The organism is Maritimibacter fusiformis (assembly GCF_008086115.1).
Lineage (GTDB): Bacteria > Pseudomonadota > Alphaproteobacteria > Rhodobacterales > Rhodobacteraceae > Muriiphilus > Muriiphilus fusiformis.
In genome coordinates, this window is sequence record NZ_VSIY01000004.1 from 257216 (window position 1) to 278169 (window position 20954).

General features: G+C 65.7%; 20 protein-coding genes. 18 read left to right on the forward strand and 2 right to left on the reverse strand.

Annotation, left to right across the window (positions count from 1 at the left end):
• The first annotated feature begins 32 nt into the window (after positions 1-32).
• The 4 genes from FVF75_RS05345 to FVF75_RS05360 all read left to right on the forward strand — a co-directional run bounded on the left by FVF75_RS05345 (position 33) and on the right by FVF75_RS05360 (position 5538).
• On the forward strand, positions 33-1640 hold the full coding sequence (locus tag FVF75_RS05345) for an ABC transporter substrate-binding protein (RefSeq protein ID WP_148376917.1): 1608 nt from the start codon (positions 33-35) through the stop codon (positions 1638-1640).
• Between the two features lie 176 nt (positions 1641-1816).
• On the forward strand, positions 1817-2773 hold the full coding sequence (locus FVF75_RS05350; RefSeq protein ID WP_148376918.1) for an ABC transporter permease: 957 nt from the start codon (positions 1817-1819) through the stop codon (positions 2771-2773).
• A gap of 10 nt (positions 2774-2783) precedes the next feature.
• Positions 2784-3848 carry an ABC transporter permease gene (locus FVF75_RS05355; RefSeq protein WP_148376919.1) on the forward strand — a complete coding sequence of 355 codons (1065 nt, stop codon included), beginning with the start codon at positions 2784-2786 and terminating at the stop codon, positions 3846-3848.
• Between the two features lie 4 nt (positions 3849-3852).
• Positions 3853-5538, forward strand: coding sequence for an ABC transporter ATP-binding protein (locus FVF75_RS05360; protein WP_148376920.1), 1686 nt, complete (start codon positions 3853-3855; stop codon positions 5536-5538).
• An 89-nt stretch (positions 5539-5627) separates the two neighbouring features.
• On the opposite strand, the gene FVF75_RS17815 is transcribed toward FVF75_RS05360, so the two are convergent.
• Complete coding sequence (locus tag FVF75_RS17815) at positions 5628-5750, reverse strand: hypothetical protein (RefSeq protein ID WP_281289571.1); 123 nt, start codon at positions 5748-5750, stop codon at positions 5628-5630.
• Positions 5751-6093: 343 nt separating this feature from the next.
• Between FVF75_RS17815 and FVF75_RS05365 the strand changes: the two genes are divergently transcribed.
• The 9 genes from FVF75_RS05365 (at position 6094) to FVF75_RS05405 (ending at position 14473) form a co-directional block, all read left to right on the forward strand.
• On the forward strand, positions 6094-7563 hold the full coding sequence (locus FVF75_RS05365; RefSeq protein WP_148376921.1) for an MFS transporter: 1470 nt from the start codon (positions 6094-6096) through the stop codon (positions 7561-7563).
• A gap of 204 nt (positions 7564-7767) precedes the next feature.
• Positions 7768-8271: a type III secretion system chaperone family protein gene (locus FVF75_RS05370; RefSeq protein ID WP_148376922.1), complete on the forward strand. Its 504-nt coding sequence runs from the start codon at positions 7768-7770 to the stop codon at positions 8269-8271.
• Positions 8272-8433: 162 nt separating this feature from the next.
• Positions 8434-9246: a pyrroline-5-carboxylate reductase gene (gene proC, locus FVF75_RS05375; protein ID WP_148376923.1), complete on the forward strand. Its 813-nt coding sequence runs from the start codon at positions 8434-8436 to the stop codon at positions 9244-9246.
• Complete coding sequence (locus tag FVF75_RS05380) at positions 9243-9581, forward strand: tRNA-binding protein (RefSeq protein WP_148376924.1); 339 nt, start codon at positions 9243-9245, stop codon at positions 9579-9581. The genes proC and FVF75_RS05380 overlap by 4 nt, the downstream gene beginning before the upstream one ends.
• Positions 9581-10531 (forward strand): 2-hydroxyacid dehydrogenase, encoded by a 951-nt coding sequence (locus FVF75_RS05385; protein WP_148376925.1) that lies wholly within the window; start codon positions 9581-9583, stop codon positions 10529-10531. Before FVF75_RS05380 ends, FVF75_RS05385 begins: the two co-directional genes overlap by 1 nt.
• Before the next feature lie 78 nt (positions 10532-10609).
• Positions 10610-11218, forward strand: coding sequence for a thymidine kinase (locus FVF75_RS05390; RefSeq protein WP_148376926.1), 609 nt, complete (start codon positions 10610-10612; stop codon positions 11216-11218).
• 128 nt (positions 11219-11346) lie between these two features.
• Positions 11347-11835: a TRAP transporter small permease subunit gene (locus FVF75_RS05395; protein ID WP_222861196.1), complete on the forward strand. Its 489-nt coding sequence runs from the start codon at positions 11347-11349 to the stop codon at positions 11833-11835.
• Positions 11825-13381 carry a TRAP transporter large permease gene (locus FVF75_RS05400; RefSeq protein WP_148376928.1) on the forward strand — a complete coding sequence of 519 codons (1557 nt, stop codon included), beginning with the start codon at positions 11825-11827 and terminating at the stop codon, positions 13379-13381. Before FVF75_RS05395 ends, FVF75_RS05400 begins: the two co-directional genes overlap by 11 nt.
• Before the next feature lie 27 nt (positions 13382-13408).
• Positions 13409-14473, forward strand: a complete 1065-nt coding sequence (locus FVF75_RS05405) for a TRAP transporter substrate-binding protein (protein ID WP_148376929.1) — start codon at positions 13409-13411, stop codon at positions 14471-14473.
• 52 nt (positions 14474-14525) lie between these two features.
• Here FVF75_RS05405 and FVF75_RS05410 read toward each other — a convergent pair whose 3' ends face one another.
• Entirely contained in the window at positions 14526-15443 is a 918-nt protein-coding gene (locus FVF75_RS05410) for a LysR family transcriptional regulator (protein ID WP_148376930.1), read from the reverse strand.
• Positions 15444-15562: 119 nt separating this feature from the next.
• Here FVF75_RS05410 and FVF75_RS05415 point away from each other — a divergent pair, with 119 nt between their 5' ends.
• From FVF75_RS05415 to FVF75_RS05435, 5 genes are all read left to right on the forward strand, one after another.
• Positions 15563-16993 (forward strand): form I ribulose bisphosphate carboxylase large subunit, encoded by a 1431-nt coding sequence (locus tag FVF75_RS05415; protein WP_148376931.1) that lies wholly within the window; start codon positions 15563-15565, stop codon positions 16991-16993.
• 35 nt (positions 16994-17028) lie between these two features.
• Positions 17029-17385, forward strand: a complete 357-nt coding sequence (locus tag FVF75_RS05420) for a ribulose bisphosphate carboxylase small subunit (RefSeq protein ID WP_148376932.1) — start codon at positions 17029-17031, stop codon at positions 17383-17385.
• Positions 17386-17402: 17 nt separating this feature from the next.
• Positions 17403-18212, forward strand: a complete 810-nt coding sequence (locus FVF75_RS05425) for a CbbQ/NirQ/NorQ/GpvN family protein (RefSeq protein WP_187392981.1) — start codon at positions 17403-17405, stop codon at positions 18210-18212.
• Between the two features lie 73 nt (positions 18213-18285).
• Entirely contained in the window at positions 18286-20628 is a 2343-nt protein-coding gene (locus tag FVF75_RS05430; protein ID WP_148376933.1) for a nitric oxide reductase activation protein NorD, read from the forward strand.
• Between the two features lie 11 nt (positions 20629-20639).
• The gene (locus FVF75_RS05435; protein ID WP_148376934.1) at positions 20640-20951 is read left to right on the forward strand and encodes a hypothetical protein; all 312 of its coding nucleotides are present in this window, start codon (positions 20640-20642) and stop codon (positions 20949-20951) included.
• Positions 20952-20954 lie beyond the last annotated feature (3 nt).

A 20954-nucleotide genomic window follows, 5' to 3' on the forward strand; every position in this document is an offset into this window, starting at 1 on the left:
GTGCGGATGGCCAAAATCTACAGGGAGACAACATGACAAAAAAAGACCAGGAACTGATTGACCGGATCGCCGAGGGCGCCCGCAAGGGCCGGATCTCGCGTCGGGACTTCATGTATTATTCGACCGCGGCCGGCCTGACCGCGACCACGGCCACCGGGCTCTGGACCAAGAGTGCCGCGGCGGCCCCGCAGCGCGGCGGCACCTTCCGCTGGGGTCTGCATGACGGCAACACCGGCGATACCCACGATCCGGGCACTTATGTCACCCGGACGATGATCTTCCTTGCCCATACCCACCGCAGCTATCTGACGATGATCAACGGCGACGGCTCGCTCGGCCCCGATCTGGCCGACAGCTGGGAAGCGTCCGCCGACGCGTCGGAATGGACCTTCAACCTGAACCAGAATGCCAGCTTCCACAGCGGCAGGAAGGTGACCGCCGACGACGTCATTGCATCGCTCAACCATCACCGCGGCGACGAGACCACCTCGGCGGCCAAGGCGCTGCTGACCGATGTGGTCGAGATCACCAAGGACGGCGACCATACCGTCAAGGTCAAGCTGACCGGTGGCAATGCCGACCTTCCGTGGCTGATGACCGACTACCATTTCGCGATCTGCCCCGCCAATGACGACGGCACGATCGACTGGAAATCGGGCGACGGCTCGGGCCCCTACAAGATCGATTCGGGCGAATTCGGCGTGCAATTCAGCCTCAGCCGCCACGATGGCTGGCACGGCGAGGGCGCGTGGTTCGACAAGGTCGACATCATCACCCTGAACGACCCGAACGCGCGTCAGACCGCGCTGGTCACGGGCGATGTGGACTCGGTCTCGCTGATCGAGCTCAAGACGATGGCGCTGTTGCAGCGTGATCCGAACATCAACATCTTCAACATCCCCTCGGCGGGCGCGATCACATTGCCGATGCTGTGCGACACGCCACCGTTCGACAATGTCGATGTTCGCAACGCGCTGAAGCTGTCGATGAACCGCGACGAGATCATCGAGAAGATCGCGTTCGGCGCCGCGACCAAGGCCAACGACTTCCACCACTCGCCGGCCCAGCCCTACTGGCCCGACGACATTCCGCAGCGCGAGTATGACCCGGATCAGGCCAAGTCGCTCTTGAAGAAGGCGGGTGCCGAGGGACTTTCGGTCAGCATCTCGACCGCCGACAGCGTCTATGCCGGCGCCGTCGACATGGCCGTGCTCTATGCCGAACAGGCCAAGGCCTCGGGCATCAACATCGACGTGGTGCGCGAGCCGAACGATGGCTACTATTCCGATGTGTGGCTGAAAAAGCCGTGGTGCCTCGTGTCCTGGGGCGCACGCCCGACGCCGGACGTGATGTATACGCTGGCCTACAAGTCGGACGCGGCCTGGAACGAGAGCCGCTGGCAGAACGAGCGGTTCAACGAACTGCTGCTTCAGGCCAAGGCCGAACTGGACGACACGCTGCGCGCCGAAATGTATCGCGAAATGGCGATGCTGGCGCGTGACGATGGCGGCACCGTCATCCCGTTCTTCAACAACTTCGTCTACGCGGCCCGCGCCAACGTGGGCACCCCCGACCAACTGGCGGCAAGCTGGGAAAGCGACGGGGCCCGCGCCGCAAGCCGCTGGTGGTTCACCTCCTGAGCCGCCTGAAAAGACAGGGCCCGGCGCGTTTCGCGTGCCGGGCCTGCTCCGGTCGCACCCCGACAAGCCGGCAAGACAAGACCGGCCGCGCCGGCCGATCCCGACATCGGTGGCGAGGGGACAAGGTGACGGCAATAATGACCGGCGAAAACGCCGGGTCCAATGGGGAGTGAACGATGGGCGATTTGACACGGCTCGTGCTCAAACGGCTGGGTCTGGGATTACTGACTCTTCTGGTCGTATCGATCCTGATCTTCTTCGCGGTCGAACTGCTGCCCGGCGATATCGCCGAGGCGGTGCTTGGCCAGAGCGCAACGCCGGAAACCGTGGCCGAGATGCGGCGGCAACTCGGTCTGGATCAGCCGGCCGTCTGGCGATACCTGCAATGGCTGGGTGGCGCGGTGCAGGGCGACTTCGGCGTCTCCCTGGTGTCCGGCGAACCCGTGAGCGAGGCCATCGGCGACCGGTTCGTCAACACCCTGTTCCTCGCGGCCTATGCGGCGGTCATCGCGGTGCCGATCTCGATCATCCTGGGCGTGACGGTCGCGCTGCTGCGCAACACGCTGTTCGACCGGGTCGCCAACGTGCTGACCCTGACGTCGATCTCGTCGCCCGAGTTCTTTCTCGGCTACATCCTGATCCTGTTTCTCGCGGTCAAGACCAACATGTTCCCGGCCATCGCGAGCCTGTCCAGCGACATGAGCCTGAGCGAGCTTCTGAACCGCACCTTCCTGCCGGCGCTGACCCTCGTGCTGGTCGTCACGGCGCACATGATGCGCATGACCCGGGCGGCGATCATCAACCTGCTGGCCTCGCCCTATATCGAGATGGCGCGGCTCAAGGGCACGCCGCCGTGGAAGGTCATCGTCAAGCATGCACTGCCGAACGCCTGGGCGCCGATCATCAACGTGATCGCGCTGAACCTGGCCTATCTCATCACCGGCGTCGTGCTGGTCGAGGTCGTGTTCGTCTATCCGGGCATCGGGCAGGCGCTGGTCGATGCGGTGGCGAAACGGGATTTCCCGATCGTGCAGGCCTGCTGTCTGATCTTCGCGGCCACCTTCATCCTGCTGAACCTCGCCGCCGACGTCGGCGCGATTCTGACAAACCCGCGTTTGCGGCATCCGAAGTGAGGGCGGCAAAATGAGTGTATTCGTCATTGGATATTACGCGGCCCTGATCGCCGCGTCCTGCCTGGCGGCCTATTTCAACTACCGCCGGACCTTCATGCTCCTGTTCTCGCTGACGCTGGTGTCCTTCGTGCTGGGCATCATCGGCGGCACCCCGGCGCTCAGGGTCGTCACGATCTTCGCCGGCGCGCTGGCGCTGGCGGTCGGCACCTCCTACGCGTTCAAGGAGTTCCTGGTGCAGATCGCCCGGCCGAACCTGGCCAAGGAGTTGCGCACCGCCCCCCTGACCGCGTCGTTCGGGATGTTCGTGATCTTCACCTACGCCATCGCCGGCATCTTCGCGCCGGTGATCGCACCGCATGGCGAGGCCGAGGTGATCGCGTCGGCCTTCGCGCCGCCGGATGCCAACATGCTTCTTGGGGCCGACCAGCTTGGCCGCGACGTGTTCAGCCGCATCATCTATGGCGCGCGAAACACCGTCGGGCTGGCGTTGACCGCGACCATCCTCGCCTTCCTGATGGGGGCGCTGGCCGGGCTTCTGGCCGCGGTCAAGGGCGGCTGGTTCGATCAGATCATGGGCCGGGCCGCCGATGTCATCATGTCGGTGCCGTCGCTGATCTTCGCGCTTCTGATGCTGTCGATCTTCGGCACCAGCCTTGTCGTGATCGTGATCGTCGTGGCGGTGATCTACTCGCCCCGGGTGTTCCGCCTGACGCGCGCGGTTGCCGGCAACATCGTGGTGATGGACTATATCGAAGCCGCCAAGCTGCGCGGCGAAGGCGACTGGTATCTGATCCGGCGTGAAATCCTGCCGAACTCGATGTCGCCGCTGATCGCGGAATTCGGGCTCGAGTTCTGCTTCGTCTTCCTCTTGATCGCCGGTCTCAGCTTCCTCGGTCTTGGCATCCAGCCACCGACCGCCGACTGGGGGTCGATGGTGCGCGAAAACGCGACACTGATCTCGTTCGGCGACATCACGCCTCTGATCCCGGCGGCGGCGATCGCGCTGTTGACCGTGGCCGTCAACTTCGTGGTCGACTGGATGCTGTTCCGGTCCTCCGGCCTGAAGGAGCATTGATAAGATGACCAAGTTTTCCGACAAGGACATCCTGCTGGAGATCAAGGATCTCCGCATCCAGGGCTATTCCGACGAAACCTGGGTCGACATCATCAAGGGGGTCGACCTGACACTGCACCGCGGCGAGGTGATGGGGCTGATCGGCGAATCCGGTGCCGGCAAATCCACCATCGGTGCGGCCGCGATGGGCTATGCCCGCGATGGCACGCGGATCTGCGAGGGCTCCTCGATCGAGTTCGACGGGATGGAGTTGACCACGGCCACCGAGAGCGAACGCCGCGCGCTGCGCGGCTCGCGCATCGCCTATGTGGCGCAGTCGGCGGCGGCCTCGTTCAACCCGGCGCACCGGATCATCGACCAGCACACCGAGGCGCCGGTGCATTACCGGATCAAGAAACGCCTCGAAGCGCAGGAAGACGCGATGGAGCTTTACGAGCGCCTGCGCCTTCCCAACCCGCAGGAAATCGGCTTTCGCTATCCGCACCAGGTGTCCGGCGGGCAGTTGCAACGGGCGATGACGGCGATGGCGATGTCCTGCCGCCCCGACCTGATCATCTTCGACGAGCCGACAACGGCGCTGGATGTGACCACCCAGATCGAGGTGCTGGCGGCGATCCGCGACATCGTGGACCAGTTCAACACCGCCGCGATCTACATCACCCACGATCTCGCGGTGGTGGCGCAGATGGCCGATACGATCAAGGTGCTGCTCAAAGGCGAAGAGGTCGAACAGGCCTCGACCGAGGAGATGCTGGACAACCCGCAGGAGGATTACACCAAGAGCCTCTGGGCGGTGCGCAGTTTCAAACGCAAACAGAAATCGCGCCCGACCGATGGCACCGAACCGTTGATCTCGGTGCAGAACGTGCACGCGGCCTATACCGGCGGGGTCAAGGTGCTGGATGACGTGTCGTTCGATATCTATCCCGGCATGACCGTGGCGGTGGTGGGCGAATCCGGGTCGGGCAAGTCGACCACGGCGCGGGTCATCACCGGACTGCTGCCGCCGATGGAGGGGCAGGTGTTGTTCAAGGGCGAGCCGTTGCCGCCGAAATACACCGACCGGACGCGGGATCAGTTGCGCCAGGCGCAGATGATCTACCAGATGGCCGATACCGCGCTCAACCCCAAGGTCAAGATCCACGAGATCATCGGCCGCCCGGCGCAGTTCTATTCCGGTCTCAAGGGGACCGCGCTGAAACAGCGGGTCGACGAGTTGCTCGACCTGATCGAACTGGAGCCGTCGCAGTATTACAACCGCTATCCGCCGGAACTGTCAGGGGGGCAGAAGCAGCGCATCGGCATCGCCCGCGCGCTGGCCGCCGAGCCTGAGTTCATCATCTGCGACGAGGTGACATCGGCGCTCGACCAACTGGTCGCCGAGGGCATCCTGAGGCTGCTGGACCGGCTCCAGAGAGAGCTTGGCCTTGCCTACATGTTCATCACCCACGACCTTGCCACGGTGCGTTCGATTGCCGACGAGGTGGTGGTGATGCAGAACGGCAAGGTGGTGGAGCAGGGGCCGAAGGACGAGATGTTCAGGCCGCCGCACCACCCCTATACCGACCTGCTGCTGTCTTCGGTTCCCGAGATGGACCCGAACTGGCTGACCGAGCTTCTGGAAGAGCGCGGGCTGGACAACATCGGAGAGGCCGCCACCTCCAAGGGAGATGCGGCGCCCTCGACCTGATGCGGCAGATCGGGAATGCCACAGACGCACGCCCGCGGCCCCGGCGACGATGATGTCGGGGTCACGGATACGGCGTCAGATGCGGATGCTCAGACGATGGCCAGGGCCGTCGCGCCCATGGTGACAAGCAGGAGTCCATAGACGACAAGCAGCGCAGGAAAAGTCGCGCCGCGCGCCCGGTATTCACGGATCAGATCGTCTCGTGTCAGCATGGCAGCCTCCTGTGTCTGGGCCATACGAATCACTCGTGCTTAAAGCCCCAGTTAGGCGATCCACCTGCACCAATCAAGGATAGACCGGGAAATGCCCATGCGCAAAACGCATGGCTGCTCCAACCCCGGCGCATGGCGTGGCGGTCTCTGGCGGAAGGGATTGAATCGAATGTGGTTTTCCCGCGCCGCTTCGATCCGACATCGTCGTGCAAATCGGCCCCGGCTGGGCTATGGCAGGGGCAGATTTCGCCTTACCCAGACGGACCGACCCGAATTGACCCACAGCCCCGCCGCAGATTCGGGTGATTACCCAGTCGCCCTGCCATTGCCGCACCGGCAGCGGATGCTGGTGCTCGGCATCATCATGCTGTGCATTTTCACCGCGATGCTGTCCAACCAGATCGTCGCCACGGCACTGCCCTCGATCGTGTCGAGCTTCGACGGGATGGAGCGGTTCGGCTGGGTCGGCTCGGCCTATCTGCTGGCGCAGGCGACGGTGATGCCGATCTACGGCAAGATTGGTGACCTGATCGGGCGCAAGGCGGTCCTGATCTTCGCGCTGTCGATCTTCCTGCTCGGGTCGGCCAGTTGCGCGCTGGCCTGGTCGATGGAAAGCCTGATCGCCGCCCGGGCGTTCCAGGGCCTCGGGGGTGGCGGCATCATCGTCAGTGCTTTCGGCGTGACCGCGGATATCTTCCAGCCGCGTGAGCGCGCCCGCTATCAAAGCTACAACAGCCTGCTGCTGGTCGCCTCGGCCTCGATCGGGCCGACGGCGGGCGGGGTTCTGAGCGCCACGCTGGGCTGGCGGTCGATCTTTCTGGTGACGCTGCCGCTGGGCCTGATCGCGCTGGCCGGGATCGTCGCGCTTCTGCCGCGTGCCCGCCCCGGCCGCGCGGTGCAGATCGACTATGGCGGGGCGCTGACGCTGGCGGTCGCGATCATCGGGCTGGTGCTGGTTGCCGACAGCCACCAGATCTTCGGCAGTTTCGCGACCTGGCAGAGCGTCGGCCTGTTCGCCCTGATCGCCGCCGCCCTGGTCGTCTGGGTTCGCATCGAACGGCGCGCGCAAGAACCCGTGATCCCCCTGTCGCTGTTTCGCAGCCGAAACTTCTCGCTGCTGCTGATCGTCGCCGCCGTCAGCGGGGCGGTGACCATCGGGCTTTTGAATTTCGTCGCCCTCTACCTCCAGATGGCGCTGGGCTTCGCGCCGACCATCGCCGGGCTGTTCTTCATCGTCATCACCGGCGGTCTCGCGGTGGGGGCACTGGCGGCGGGGCGGGTGATTTCGGCCACCGGGCTTTACAAACCCCTGCTTGTCGCCGGCGCCATCCTCACCGGCGTCGCGCTGGCCGGGCTGGCCGGCTTTCCGGTGGGTGGTCCGGTCTGGGTATTGGGTGCGGTCCTGCTGGTGCACGGGTTCGCCAGCGGGCTGTCGCAACAGGCGCCGATCATCGGCGCGCAATACGAAGTGTCGCGCGGCCATATCGGCGCGGCCACAGGCGCGATGACGCTGGCGCGCATTGGCGGCGCCTCGTTGGCGATGTCGGTCTACAGCGCGATCGTCTCGTCCGGGCTCGCCACGGTTTCGGTCCCCGGTGTCGCGGCGATCGACGGGTTGTCGCCCCTGGCTCTGCCCGATCTCGACCCGGCCGTGCGCGACGCCGTCGAGGCAGGCTTCGCCTCGGCGCTGCGGCCGATGTTCCTGACCGCCGCGGGCCTGGCCTTCGCCTCGTTCATCGCCGCGCTTTTCCTGCGCCGCGTCAGGTTCGAGCCGGATCGCGCCCCGTCCGAGCGGCAGATCCGGCCGGAGTAATGCGCGAAAAATGCAAGCGGCGAGTCCCCAAGCGACTCGATTCGTTTGGAAATCGTGAATTTTCCGATTTTTCCTTTACAGGAGTCAACGAATAACCCACCATATCTCGTAGGGACCAGGCGCGGGAGACGCCAGACCCGGTAGAGGCACCGAGTTCTTGTGTGGCTGCATCCACAAGGGCTCTGCGAGCAGAAGGGGACAGCCATGACGGCGACCGAGTACTATCTCGACTCCGAAGAGATTCATCCGATTGATATCGTCGAACACCTCGCCGAGCATCACGCTTGGGATTTCGACCGGGTGGCCGACGACCAGATCGCCATGGCGGTCGAGGGTCAGTGGCGCACCTATTCGATCACGCTGGCCTGGTCGGCGGTGGACGAAACCCTACGCCTGATCTGCACCTTCGAAATGGAGCCGCCGGAGGACAAACTGCCGGCGCTCTACGAGGCGCTGAATTCGACCAACGACATGTGCTGGGCCGGTGCCTTCACCTATTGGCACGAACAGCGGCTGATGGTCTATCGCTACGGGCTGGTGCTGGCGGGCGGCCAGATCGCCGGGCAGGCGCAGATCAACCGGCTGATTTCCACCGCGGTGATGAATGCCGAACGCTTCTACCCGGCCTTCCAACTGGTCACATGGGGCGACCGCAGCGTCGAAAGCGCCATGCAGGTCGCCATCGCCGAGGCATACGGGCGCGCCTAGACCGCGCGTTTGAAGATACCAGGCTGGCGTTGTTCCCTTGGCGCCGGCACCTCGTGCGCCCTCCTTCGGGAGGGCGCGAAGGTTTCCGCCACCCCGGCTTTACATCTCGAAAACACGCTCTACCCTGCCGCCCTGATCTGAACGGGACGGGACGGAAGTGTGATGGACATGGACGATCTGAACGCGCGCGGGCTGGTGCTTCTGGGCTGCGGCAAGATGGGGTCGGCGATGCTCGAGGGCTGGCTTGGGCGCGGGCTGGCGGCGGGGTCGGTCTGGGTAATCGACCCCAATCCGAGCGACTGGCTCAAGGGCCTCGACGGGCTGAACCTGAACGCCGATCTGCCGCCCGATCCGGCCATCGTGCTGATCGCGGTCAAGCCGCAGATGATGGGCGAGGCGCTGCCGACGCTTGCCGCCGTCAAGGGCGACACCCTGTTCATGTCAGTGGCCGCCGGCACCCCGATCCGCGCCTACGAGGCCGCATTGGGCGAAGACCGCCGGATCGTGCGGGCGATGCCGAACACGCCCGCCGCGATCGGGCGCGGCATCAGCGCCATTGTCGGCAATACCCATGCGACGCCCGCCGACCTCGACCTGGCCGAGCGCCTGCTGGCGGCGGTCGGGCAGGTGGTGCGGCTGGACAGCGAAGACCAGATGGACGGGGTCACGGCGGTGTCCGGTTCCGGCCCGGCCTATGTCTTTCACCTGATCGAGACGCTGGCGGCGGCTGGCGCGGCGCAGGGGCTGGCCCCCGACCTGGCGATGCAGCTGGCCAAGGCGACGGTCGGGGGCGCGGGCGCGCTGGCCGAGGCCGCGCAGGACGATCCGGCGCAATTGCGGGTGAACGTCACCAGCCCGGGCGGCACCACGCAGGCCGCGCTCAACGTGCTGATGGACGAGGAAAACGGCTTTCCCGCCCTTCTGCGCCGCGCGGTTGCCGCCGCCGCCGACCGCTCGCGGGAGTTGGGGGCATGAGCGAGATCAGTTTCGACGACTTCCTAAAGGTCGATATCCGCAAGGGCACGGTGATCGACGCGCAGCCCTTTCCCGAGGCGCGAAAGCCCGCGATCAAGCTCTGGGTGGATTATGGTGACGAGATCGGCGTGCGCAAAAGCTCCGCGCAGATCACGGTGCACTATTCGCCCGAGGCGCTGATCGGAAAGGAGGTGCTGGCGGTCGTCAACTTCCCGCCGCGCCAGATCGGCAAGTTCATGTCCGAGGCGCTGGTGCTCGGCCTGCCGGATGCGGATGGCGAGGTGGTGCTGATTACGCCCGACAAATCGGTGCCCAACGGCGCAAGGATGTATTGATGGCCCGCGTTTTCGTCACCCGCACCTACCCCGCCGAAGTGCTCGACGCGCTGTCCGCCCATGAGGTGGTGCTGCGCGACAAGACCACGCCCGCCTCGCGTGACACGCTGATCGCGGCGCTGCGCGACCACGACGCGATCCTGCCGACGCTGGGCGACATGTTCCCCGCCGACCTTCTCAAAGCCGCCGGGCCGATCCGGGCGCGGCTCTTGGCGAATTTCGGGGTCGGCTACAACCACATCGACGTGGCCGCCGCCCGCGCGCATGGGCTGGCCGTCACCAACACGCCCGGCGTGTTGACCGATGCCACCGCCGATCTGGCGCTGACCCTGATCCTCGCCACCGCACGGCGCGCGGGCGAGGGCGAGCGGTTGGTGCGGGCCGGGAACTGGCAGGGCTGGCACCCGACGGAGCTTTTGGGGATGCAGGTCACCGGCAGGACCGTCGGCATCATCGGCATGGGCCGGATCGGTGAGGCGATTGCGCGGCGCTGTCATTTCGGGTTCGGCATGGAGGTGGTGTTCTACAACCGCTCGGCCAAGTCGCCGGATGTCCCTGCGCGGCAACTGGACAGCATCGAGGCGGTCGCCCGGGCCGCCGATATCGTCGTCGTCGCGGTGCCGGGGGGGGCCGAGACGCACCACCTGGTCGGCGCCGGGACCCTGGCCGCGATGGGGCCGCACGCCATCCTCGTGAACATCGCGCGCGGCGACGTGGTGGACGAGGCCGCGCTGATCGCGGCGCTCGAGGCCGGGCAGATCGCCGGGGCGGGGCTGGATGTCTATGAACATGAGCCTGCGGTGCCCGAGGCGCTGAGGCGGATGGAGAACGTCACCCTGCTGCCGCATCTCGGCTCGGCCACGCTGGAGACGCGGGTGGCGATGGGGCTGAAGGCGGTCGAGAACATCCTTGCCCTGTTCGATGGAAAACCGTTGGTCAGCCCGGTCTGAAACCGCCGGGGCGGTTGACGCATATCCGGGGAATGTCTTACCCGCTGCGCACCAGGGGACGACCGGCAAGGGACAGCGATGGCGAAACTGCATTTCATCTATGCCACCATGGGCGCGGGCAAGAGCAGCCTGTTGATCCAGACCGAATGGAACTACCGCGAGCGCGACATGCGCTGCCTCTTGCTGACGGCGGCTTTCGATCACCGCGACGGGCACCGCAAGATCTCGTCGCGGATCGGGCTGAAAGTCGATGCCGAGACCTTCGAGCCGGGCCAGAGCCTGATGGAAACCCACCTGCGCAAGGCGGCGGATGACGGCATCAACTGCGTGCTGGTCGACGAGGCGCAATTCCTGACCCGCCCCCAGGTCGAGGAACTGGCCGTTGCGGTCGACGACTTCAACCTTCCGGTGATGTGCTACGGGCTGCGCACCGATTTCCGGGGGCAGCTCTTCGAAGGCTCCGCCGCGCTGCTGGCGCTGGCCGACGAGTTCCGCGAGGCGCGCACGATCTGCAAATGCGGTCGCAAGGCCACGATGGTTTACCGCACCGGGGCGGGTGGCGTGGCGGTGTTCGATGGCGATCAGGTCGAGATCGGAGGCAACGAACGCTACGTGCCGGTGTGCCGCAAGCATTGGCGCGAGGCGACGCGCCCGGCCCGTGCCGGCGGTGGCGACAAACTGGCCTGAAGGCGCGAAAACCGGCCCGGGCGGCTTGCGCCACGCATCGTTGTCACGGCATATGAAGCCGGAGCCGGCACCGGATCGGCGCATTCCCGCGGGGCGGAATGCACAAGGGACGCGGAGGGGCGCGAGAGGTGAAACGCATCGTCGACCGGCTCCACCGGGTCACGCTGGGCGTTGCCCTCGCACTGTTCGCGGCGATGTTCGCGGTTCAGGTGGTGATCGTGCTCATGCGCTACGTGATGGGCGTCGGGTTCCTCGAATTTCAGGACGTGGTGACCTATTCCTTCTCGTCGCTGGTGGTGCTGTCGGTGCCGCTGGCGATGCACCTTGACCGGCATGTGCGCGTCGACGTGCTGCGGGCGAAATTCGCACCCGGGCGAAACCGCAGGATCGACCGGATCGGGCATCTCATCTTTACCTTGCCGGTGTTCGGCCTGATGCTGTGGAACGCGGCGCCGCTGGTGTCGGCATCGTGGAAAATCCGCGAAGGGTCGATGGAGACCGGCGGGCTTGGCGGTCTGTTCGTGGTGAAATCGACCGTCATCGTGATGTGCGTGCTGGTCTTGATCATCGCGCTGGCCGACCTGGCCGACCGCGAGGGGCCGCGCGATGACGATTGAGCTGTTCTGGATCGTCGTGCTGGGCGTGGGCCTGCTGGCGGGCATCCTGTCGGGCCTGCCGATGATGTTGGTGATCGCCGGGGTGCCGACCCTTATCGCCCTCGCCTCGAGCCTGTTTGGCCATTTCGACCTGGTGTATTTCCAGGCCGTGCCGCAGCGCGTGTTCGGGGTGATGGAAAACCGGCTGCTGATCGCTGTGCCGCTGTTCGTGCTGGTCGGCGTGCTGCTTGACCGATCGAAACAGGCCGAACGGATGCTGACCTCGATCAACCGGCTGCTCGGCGGCACGCAAAGCGGGCTGGCCCTGTCGGTGATCGTGGTTTCAACGCTCATCGCGGCCTCGACCGGCATCATCGGCGCGACCATCGTGATGCTGGGCACGATCAGCCTGCCGACGCTGCTGCGCGCCGGGGTGGACGAGAAAACCTCGTCGGGCCTGATCTGCGCCTGCGGCACGCTGGGCCAGATCATCCCGCCGTCGATCATCCTGATCCTCCTGGGCGACCAGGTGTCCAACGCCTATATCGAGGCGCAGCAGAACGCCGGCAATTTCGCCCCCGACCCGGTGACGGTGGGCGATCTTTTCGCCGGGGCGATGCTGCCGGGGCTGTTGCTGGTGGGGCTTTATGCGCTCTACGTGCTGGTCAGGCTGCGTCCGGGCGCGGGCGGGGCGGTGCCCAAGCCGGCCAACGATCCGATCCGCATCGGCGAGGTTGTGGCCGGCATCCTGCCCACCCTTGCGCTGATCGTGGCGGTGCTGGGGTCGATCCTGATGGGCTTCGCCACCCCGACCGAGGCGGCAGGCGTAGGCGTGGCCGGGGCGATCCTGGTGGCCGCGGCCCAGAGTTCGCGTCGGCACAAGCGGATCGCGCTGGCCACGGCGGCATTCGCGCTGGCGTTGCTCGGGGCCTCGGCGGCGGGGTTTTTGCGGGTCGATTTCACCTCCGGCCAGCTCGATTTCTCGCTCGGCACGCTGGTGACCGTGGGGCTGCTGGTGGCGCTCGGGGCCGGGCTTCTGACCGCCGCCATCGCGCTGGTGCGAAACGGCGTGCTGATCGGGGCGATTGCCGAGACGATCTATGTCTCGGGCATGATCTTCGGCATCATCATCGCCGCCAGCGTGCTGTCCTTGGTGTTTCGCGGCTATGGCGGCGACGAGATGGTCGCCGACCTGATGCACACGGTCCCCGGCGGGGCCTACGGGATGCTGGTGGCGACGATGCTGGTGGTGTTCCTCCTGGGCTTCATCCTCGAATTCGTCGAGATCATCTTCATCATCATTCCCATTGTCGGCCCGGTGATCCTGCAAGGCGACATCAGCCCGGTCTGGTTCGCGGTCCTGTTTGCGATGAACCTGCAAACCTCGTTTCTGACCCCGCCGTTCGGCTTTGCGCTGTTCTATTTCCGCTCGGTCGCGCCACCGGGCCTCTCGACAGGCACGATTTACCGCTCCATCATCCCCTTCGTCGCGATCCAGATCGTGGCGATCGGAATTCTGGCCATGTTTCCGGCACTGGCGACGTGGCTGCCATCCGTTGTTTTCTGACGAGAACGACCAAAACCGGAGGACCATATGAAACGTCGCCAATTCCTGAAGACCGGGGCCTTTGCCGCCCCCGCCGCCGCACTGGCTGCCCCCGCCGTGGCGCAGGGCAAGATCGAGTGGAAGATGCCGACCTCGTTTCCGGCGCAGGCGCCGGGCGTGGGCACCAACGCCACCACCTTTGCAGCCCGGGTCGCGGCGATGACGGACGGGCAGTTGACGCTCAAGGTGTTCTCGGCGGGTGAACTTGTCCCGCCCTTCGGTGTCGAGGATGCCGTGGAACAGGGCACGGCCGAGATCGGCCATTCGACGCCCTACTATGCCGCCTCGAAGAATACCGCCGTGCACTATTTCTCGGCGGTGCCGTTCGGCATGACGGCGGTCGAAACCTCGGCCTGGATTCGCTATGGCGGCGGGCAGGAGTTGTGGAACGACCTTTATGCCCAGCGCAACCTCGTGCCGTTCTATTCGGGCAACTCGGGGGTGCAGGCGGCGGGCTGGTTCAAGTCGCCGATCGAAAAGCTCGAAGACCTCTCGGGTCTCAACATGCGTATCGCCGGACTGGGTGGCGAGGCCATGCGCAAGGTCGGCGTCAACGCCGTGCTGCTGCCGGCACAGGAAATTTTTCCGTCATTCCAGTCGGGCGCGATCGACGCCGCCGAATGGGTCGGCCCGATGCTCGACCAGGCGTTCGGTCTGCAGAAGGTGGCGAACTACTGCTATGTGCCGGCCTTCCACGAGCCGTCGGCCGGCCTCGAGGTCGTGGTCAACAAGGATGCCTGGGACACGCTGCCCGCGCATCTGCAAGCGGTGATCGAAAACGCCGCCGACGCCGCCGCCGCTGAATCGCTGGCCCAGTTCGATTATTTCAACACCGTCGCGATGCAGCAGCTTATGGAGCAGGGCGTCGAATTCCGCGCCTTCCCCGACGACGTGGTCGCGGCGCTGAAGACCGCGTCTGCCGAGGTGCTCGACGAGAACGCCGCCGCCAACGCTGACTTTGCCGCCGTCAAGGAAAGCTATGACGCCTACCTGGCGCTGGCGCGTGACTATGCGATGGCGGTCAAGGTGCCGACCTTCACCCAGCGCATGTGAGCGTGATGTGACCCCTCCGGGTCCGGCGATGGCCGGACCCGGACGCCGCGCCTCAGGTATTCGCCACCTCGTCCGCGCCCTCGGCCATCAGGAAATCCAGAAACCCGCGCGCCGCGTTCGACAGGTGCTTGCCCTCGCGGTGCACCGCATACCATTGCCGGTGCAGCGGAAACCCGGCCACATCCAGCACCGCGACCTCGCCCGCCAGAAGCTCCAGCCGAAGCGCGTGCAGCGACAGGAACGCCACCCCCAGACCGGCGGCGACCGCCTGCTTGATCGCCTCGACATCGTCAAGCTCCAGATGCGCGCCCGCCTCGATGCCCGCCTCCGCGAACAGCGCCTGCACCGCCTTGCGTGTGCCCGAGCCGGGTTCGCGCCGGATCAGCGGTTCGCGTGCCAGCCGCGCCAGCGCGATGCCGGTCTCGGATGTCAGCGGATGATCGGCGCGCGCCACCGGCACGATCACGTTTTCCAGGAATGGCCGTTCCACCACCGACAGCCCCTCGGGCGGCTGCCCCATGATGCACAGATCGTCGGAATTGGTCGCCAGCCGCGCCAGCACGGTCTGGCGGTTGGCGATCTCGAGATGCGGCTCGACCTTGGGAAACCGGCGTTTGAATGCACCCAGAAGCTGCGGCACCACGTATTTCGCCGAGGACACCACCGCGACGGACAGCGGCCCTGCCACCTCGCCCTCGAGATCGCGCAGGGCCTGTTCAAGCTCTGCCATGCGCCCGAGAATGTCGCGGCTGGCTTCGGCCACCGCTTTGCCCGCCCGCGTCAGGTGCAGCGTCTTGCCGATCTGTTCGGTCAGGGGCAGCCCGATCTTGTCCTCGAGCGCGCGCACCTGCATCGACACCGAGGGCTGCGTCAGGTGAACCTCCTCGGCCGCGCGGGTGACGGACCCGTGCCGCGCCACGGCTTCGAACAGACGCAGTTGCTGCAGGGTCGGGGCGATGTATTTTGGCATACAGTTTTATCTATGATGATGATAAAAACTATTTACTATTTTTTATGCCACCGGTCAACTATCCCTGACGCAGCGGCCCATCCGGGCCATGGCGACGGATTGGGAGGAGCATGACCGAAATGCCGAAGGATCAAGTCAAGACCTACAGCGCCGGGGTGAAGGACTATCGGGAAACCTACTGGATGCCCGAATACACCCCCAAGGACACCGATTTTCTGGCCTGCTTCAAGGTCATCCCACAGGACGGCGTGCCGCGCGAAGAAGCCGCCGCCGCGGTTGCCGCCGAAAGCTCGACCGGCACCTGGACGACGGTCTGGACCGACCTTCTGACCGACCTCGATTACTACAAGGGCCGCGCCTATGCGATCGAGGACGTGCCGGGCAACGACGAGGCGTTCTATGCCTTCATCGCCTACCCGATCGACCTGTTCGAGGAAGGCTCGGTGGTCAACATCCTGACCTCGCTGGTCGGCAACGTCTTCGGCTTCAAGGCGGTGCGCGCGCTTCGTCTTGAGGATGTCCGCATCCCGCTGGCCTACGTGATGACCTGTGGCGGCCCGCCGCACGGCATCCAGGTCGAGCGGGACGTGATGAACAAGTATGGCCGCCCGCTCTTGGGTTGCACGATCAAGCCCAAGCTGGGGCTGTCGGCCAAGAACTATGGCCGCGCGGTCTATGAATGCCTGCGCGGGGGGCTCGATTTCACCAAGGACGACGAGAACGTCAACTCGCAGCCGTTCATGCGCTGGCGGCAGCGCTTCGACTTCGTGATGGAGGCCATCGACAAGGCCGAGGCCGAGACCGGCGAGCGCAAGGGGCATTACCTGAACGTCACCGCGCCGACGCCCGAAGAGATGTACAAGCGCGCCGAATACGCCAAGGAGCTTGGCGCGCCGATCATCATGCACGACTACCTGACCGGCGGGTTCACCGCCAACACGGGGCTGGCCAACTGGTGCCGCGACAACGGCATGCTTCTGCACATCCACCGCGCCATGCACGCGGTTCTGGACCGCAACCCGAACCACGGCATCCATTTCCGGGTGCTGACCAAGATGCTGCGGCTGTCGGGTGGCGATCACCTGCATACCGGCACCGTGGTCGGCAAGCTCGAGGGCGACCGAGCGTCGACCCTGGGCTGGATCGACCTCTTGCGCGAACGCTACGTCAAGGAAGACCGCTCGCGCGGGATCTTCTTCGACCAGGACTGGGGCGCGATGCCGGGTGCTTTCGCGGTCGCCTCGGGCGGCATTCACGTCTGGCACATGCCGGCGCTGGTCACGATCTTCGGCGACGACGCGGTGCTTCAGTTCGGCGGCGGCACGCTGGGCCACCCCTGGGGCAACGCGGCGGGGGCCGCGGCCAACCGGGTGGCGCTGGAAGCCTGCGTCGAGGCGCGCAACCAGGGTCGCGCGCTCGAGACCGAGGGGAAGGAGATCCTGACCGAGGCGGCCAAGGCCAGCCCGGAACTGGCCATCGCGATGGAGACCTGGAAAGAGATCAAGTTCGAGTTCGACACCGTCGACAAGCTCGACGTGCAGCACCGCTGATCTTCGCCCGACCACAACAGACAAAGGACAGAGCCATGAGCGACATGCAGGACTATTCGTCGAGCCTTTCCGACGCCACCAGCCGCAAGTTCGAAACCTTCTCCTACCTGCCGGAAATGGACGCCGCGCGTATCCGCAAGCAGGTGGAATACATCGTGTCCAAGGGCTGGAACCCGGCAATCGAGCACACCGAGCCGGAAAACGCCTTCGACCACTACTGGTACATGTGGAAGCTGCCGATGTTCGGGGAAACCGATGTCGACCGTATCCTGGCCGAGGCCGAAGCCTGCCACAAGGCGCACCCGGACAATCACGTCCGCCTGGTCGGTTTCGACAACTACGCCCAGTCCAAGGGTGCCGAGATGGTGGTGTTTCGCGGCAATCCGGTCTGAACCGAAGGGGGCGGGAGATGAACGTGCAAAGCGCCGAGGAATACCGGGTCGCGGCGGAACCCTATTACCGCGTCACCGACGGTGAGGATGCGCTGTATGAAGCCGCCTATGCCCGCCGGATGCCGATGATGCTGAAAGGGCCGACCGGCTGCGGCAAGTCGCGGTTCGTGGAATACATGGCCTGGAAGCTGAACCGCCCCCTGATCACCGTGGCCTGCAACGAGGACATGACCGCCTCCGACCTGGTCGGGCGCTTCCTGCTCGACAAGGATGGCACCCGCTGGCAGGACGGCCCCCTGACCACGGCGGCGCGGATCGGGGCGATCTGTTACCTCGACGAGATCGTCGAGGCACGGCAGGACACCACCGTGGTGATCCATCCGCTGACCGACCACCGCCGGCAATTGCCGCTCGACAAGAAGGGCGAGTTGCTTGAGGCGCATCCCGATTTCCAGCTCGTTATCTCCTACAACCCCGGCTACCAGTCCTTGATGAAAGACCTCAAGCAGTCGACCAAGCAACGCTTCGGCGCGCTCGATTTCGACTATCCCGAGGCGGCGCTGGAAGCCGAGATCGTGGCGCGCGAAACCGGCGTCGACGATGAGACCGCGATGAAACTGGTGCAGATCGCCGGGCGCAGCCGCAACCTCAAGGGGCACGGGCTGGACGAGGGGATTTCGACGCGGCTCCTGGTCTATGCCGGCCAGATGATCGCCGAGGGCGTCGATCCGGTCGCCGCCTGCCGGATGACGCTGGTGACGCCGCTGACCGACGATCCCGACATGCGCCAGACCCTGCAGGCGGCGGTCGAGACGTTTTTCGTGTGATGCAGCGCGCCCCGTGCGGGCGCGTATCCCGGCGCCGCCCGGCGCCGGTGCCGCCAGACCGAAAGGCCCGGACATGACCATCGACCTTGATGATTTTCGTGCCTGCGTCGCCAAGGCGCCGCCCGACCTTGTCGCCACCATCGAACCCACCTTTCACGAAGCCGCGCGGGTGATGTCGCCCGCCGGTCTCGAGGTCTATCTCGAAGGCGCCAGGGCGCTGTGCAATCTCGGGCGCGGCCATGACCTGGTGTTCGCCTACCTCGAGAACATGCCCGCCGTGGTGCGCGAATGCGGCGAGGAGGTGATCCGCGACAGCGTGAACGCGGCCCTGAAACTCGCCTCGATGACCTCGGGCGACGTGATCGCGCTGATGTTCTCGTCGCTGCCCACCGCCGCGCGGCGCCTGGGCGATCCCGAGCTTCTGACCGGCTACCTCGCCCTGATCCACAAGCTGTCGGCCAACGCGGCGCGCGGTCTGCGCCCGATGCTGGGCCGGATCGACGAGCTTTTGTCCAAGCTCACGCTCTCGGGCCTGCGCCGCTGGGCGATGTTCGGGGCCGAAGCCCACCGCCGCGACCTGCCGAACCTGGCCCGCTATTTCGCGCTGGAAACCGCCGATTCCCGCAAGATGCTGCAGCAGGAGCGTCGCGGCACGCTGTTCATCGACAGCCAGCGCAAACTGAACTTCTACCTGCGTGCGCTCTGGGGCCGCGATTTTTTCCTGCGCCCGACGGCCGCCGACCACGAGGGGTTCCGCCCCTATCTCGACCAGTTCGCGCTACACCTGCCGGACGCGCTGGACGATATCGCGGGGGTTTCAGGCTCCGACCTCTACCGCGCCATGGCCACGCATATGGCCGCGCACCTGCAATACACCTCGGCGGCGATCTCGGCCGAGCAGCTCAGCCCGGCGCAGATGTTCTTTATCGGGCTGGTCGAGGATGCCCGTATCGAGGCCCTGGCGGCGCGCGATTTTCCGGGGCTGGGCAAGCTCTGGGGCCGGCTTCTGGCGGTTGACCAAGAGGCCGCGCCGGAGCATCCGACCCTTGCCGCGCTGGAACGCGTCGCGCGGCGCCTGAACGATCCGGCGGTCCCGGCCGGGGACGAAGCGCTGGACGCGCTGGGCGACAGGTTCCATGACGCGATCACGACCCGCGGTGACGACAACCAGCTTGCCTGGGACCTGGGGCTTGAGCTTTTCCACATCTTCGCCGCGCGCCGCGACGTGCCGAGCCTGCGCATCCTCAACGCCATCCGCATCCCGTACCGCGACGACAATCGCTTCGTCTGGGCCTTCGAGGAGTTCGACTGGAGCCGCGACGGCACCGCTTATACCCCGGCCAGCCAGCGGCAGGTGCGCAAATACGTGTCAGTGCTGGAAATGGCGCATGAGGTCGATGCCGAGTTGGCCGGTGACGACGCGCAGGAAATCTGGGTCTGCAAGGACGAGTTCCGGCCCTATGAGGATGCAGGCGAGGCCACCACCTCGTTCAACGAGATGTGGGGCAAAGAGCCGATTTCGCCGCCCTATCACTACCCGGAGTGGGACTACCGGGTGCAGCTATACCGCCCCGATTGGGCCACGCTGCACGAACGCCGGGCCACCCGGGGCGATCCCGGCGCGGTCGAGGACATACTGCTGGACCACAAGCCCGTCGCGCAACGCATCCGCCGGATCATTGACATGCTGTCGCCGGTTGGCGTCCAGCGGGTGCGGGGTTTGGAGGACGGCGACGAGATCGACCTCAATGCCGCCGTCGACGCCATGGTATCGATCCGCATGGGCCAGCAGCCCGACCCGCGCATTACCATGCGCAACGTGATCAAGCGCCGCGATCTGGCCGTGACGGTGCTGCTGGACCTGTCGGAAAGCACCAACGACACGATGGAGGGGTCCGACAAGACGGTGCTGGAGTTGACGCGCGAGGCCGCGACGCTGGTGGCGACCGCGATTGACGGTATCGGCGACCCCTACGCGCTGCACGGCTTTGCCTCGGACGGGCGCCATGACGTGCAGTATTTCCGCTTCAAGGACTTCGGCCAGCGCTTTGACGACGACGCCAAGGCCCGGCTTGACGGGATGCGCGGCGGGTTGTCGACCCGGATGGGCACCGCCCTGCGCCACGCCGGAACCCACCTGATGCGCCAGCCCGAGCGGCGCAAGCTGATCCTTCTGGTGACCGATGGCGCGCCTGCCGATGTCGATGAACGCGACCCGCAGCATTTGCGCCACGACACGCGCAAGGCGGTCGAGGAGTTGCAGTCCAAGGGTGTGCTGACCTATTGCCTGACGCTCGACCCCGAGGCCGACCGTTACGTCAAACGGATTTTTGGCGAGAACAACTATACCATCGTGGATCATGTCGAGCGTCTGCCCGAAAAGCTGCCGACCCTGTTCGCCAGCCTGACCAGTTAGGATCGCCGAAGATGACAACCGAACGAACCTATGTCGGGATCGACCAGGACCTGAATGGCGGCATGACCGACACCGGCAAGATCATCCGCGATGCCTGGGCGTTCGGGCTGATCCCCGAAACCGAGACCTGCGCCGGCTGGACCGTCCCCCGGATCGAGGCGCTGTGGCAGCAGGTGCAGGACCGCTGGGAGAGCCACGGGTTTCGCGTCGCGGACCTGCCCGCGCCGATCCGCGACAGGTATCTCGCGATACAGTCCGAGGCGGTGGCGCGGGCGCGGGATGCTGGGTGGAACCCGGATCGCGATCTGGCGGACGAGGACTGACGC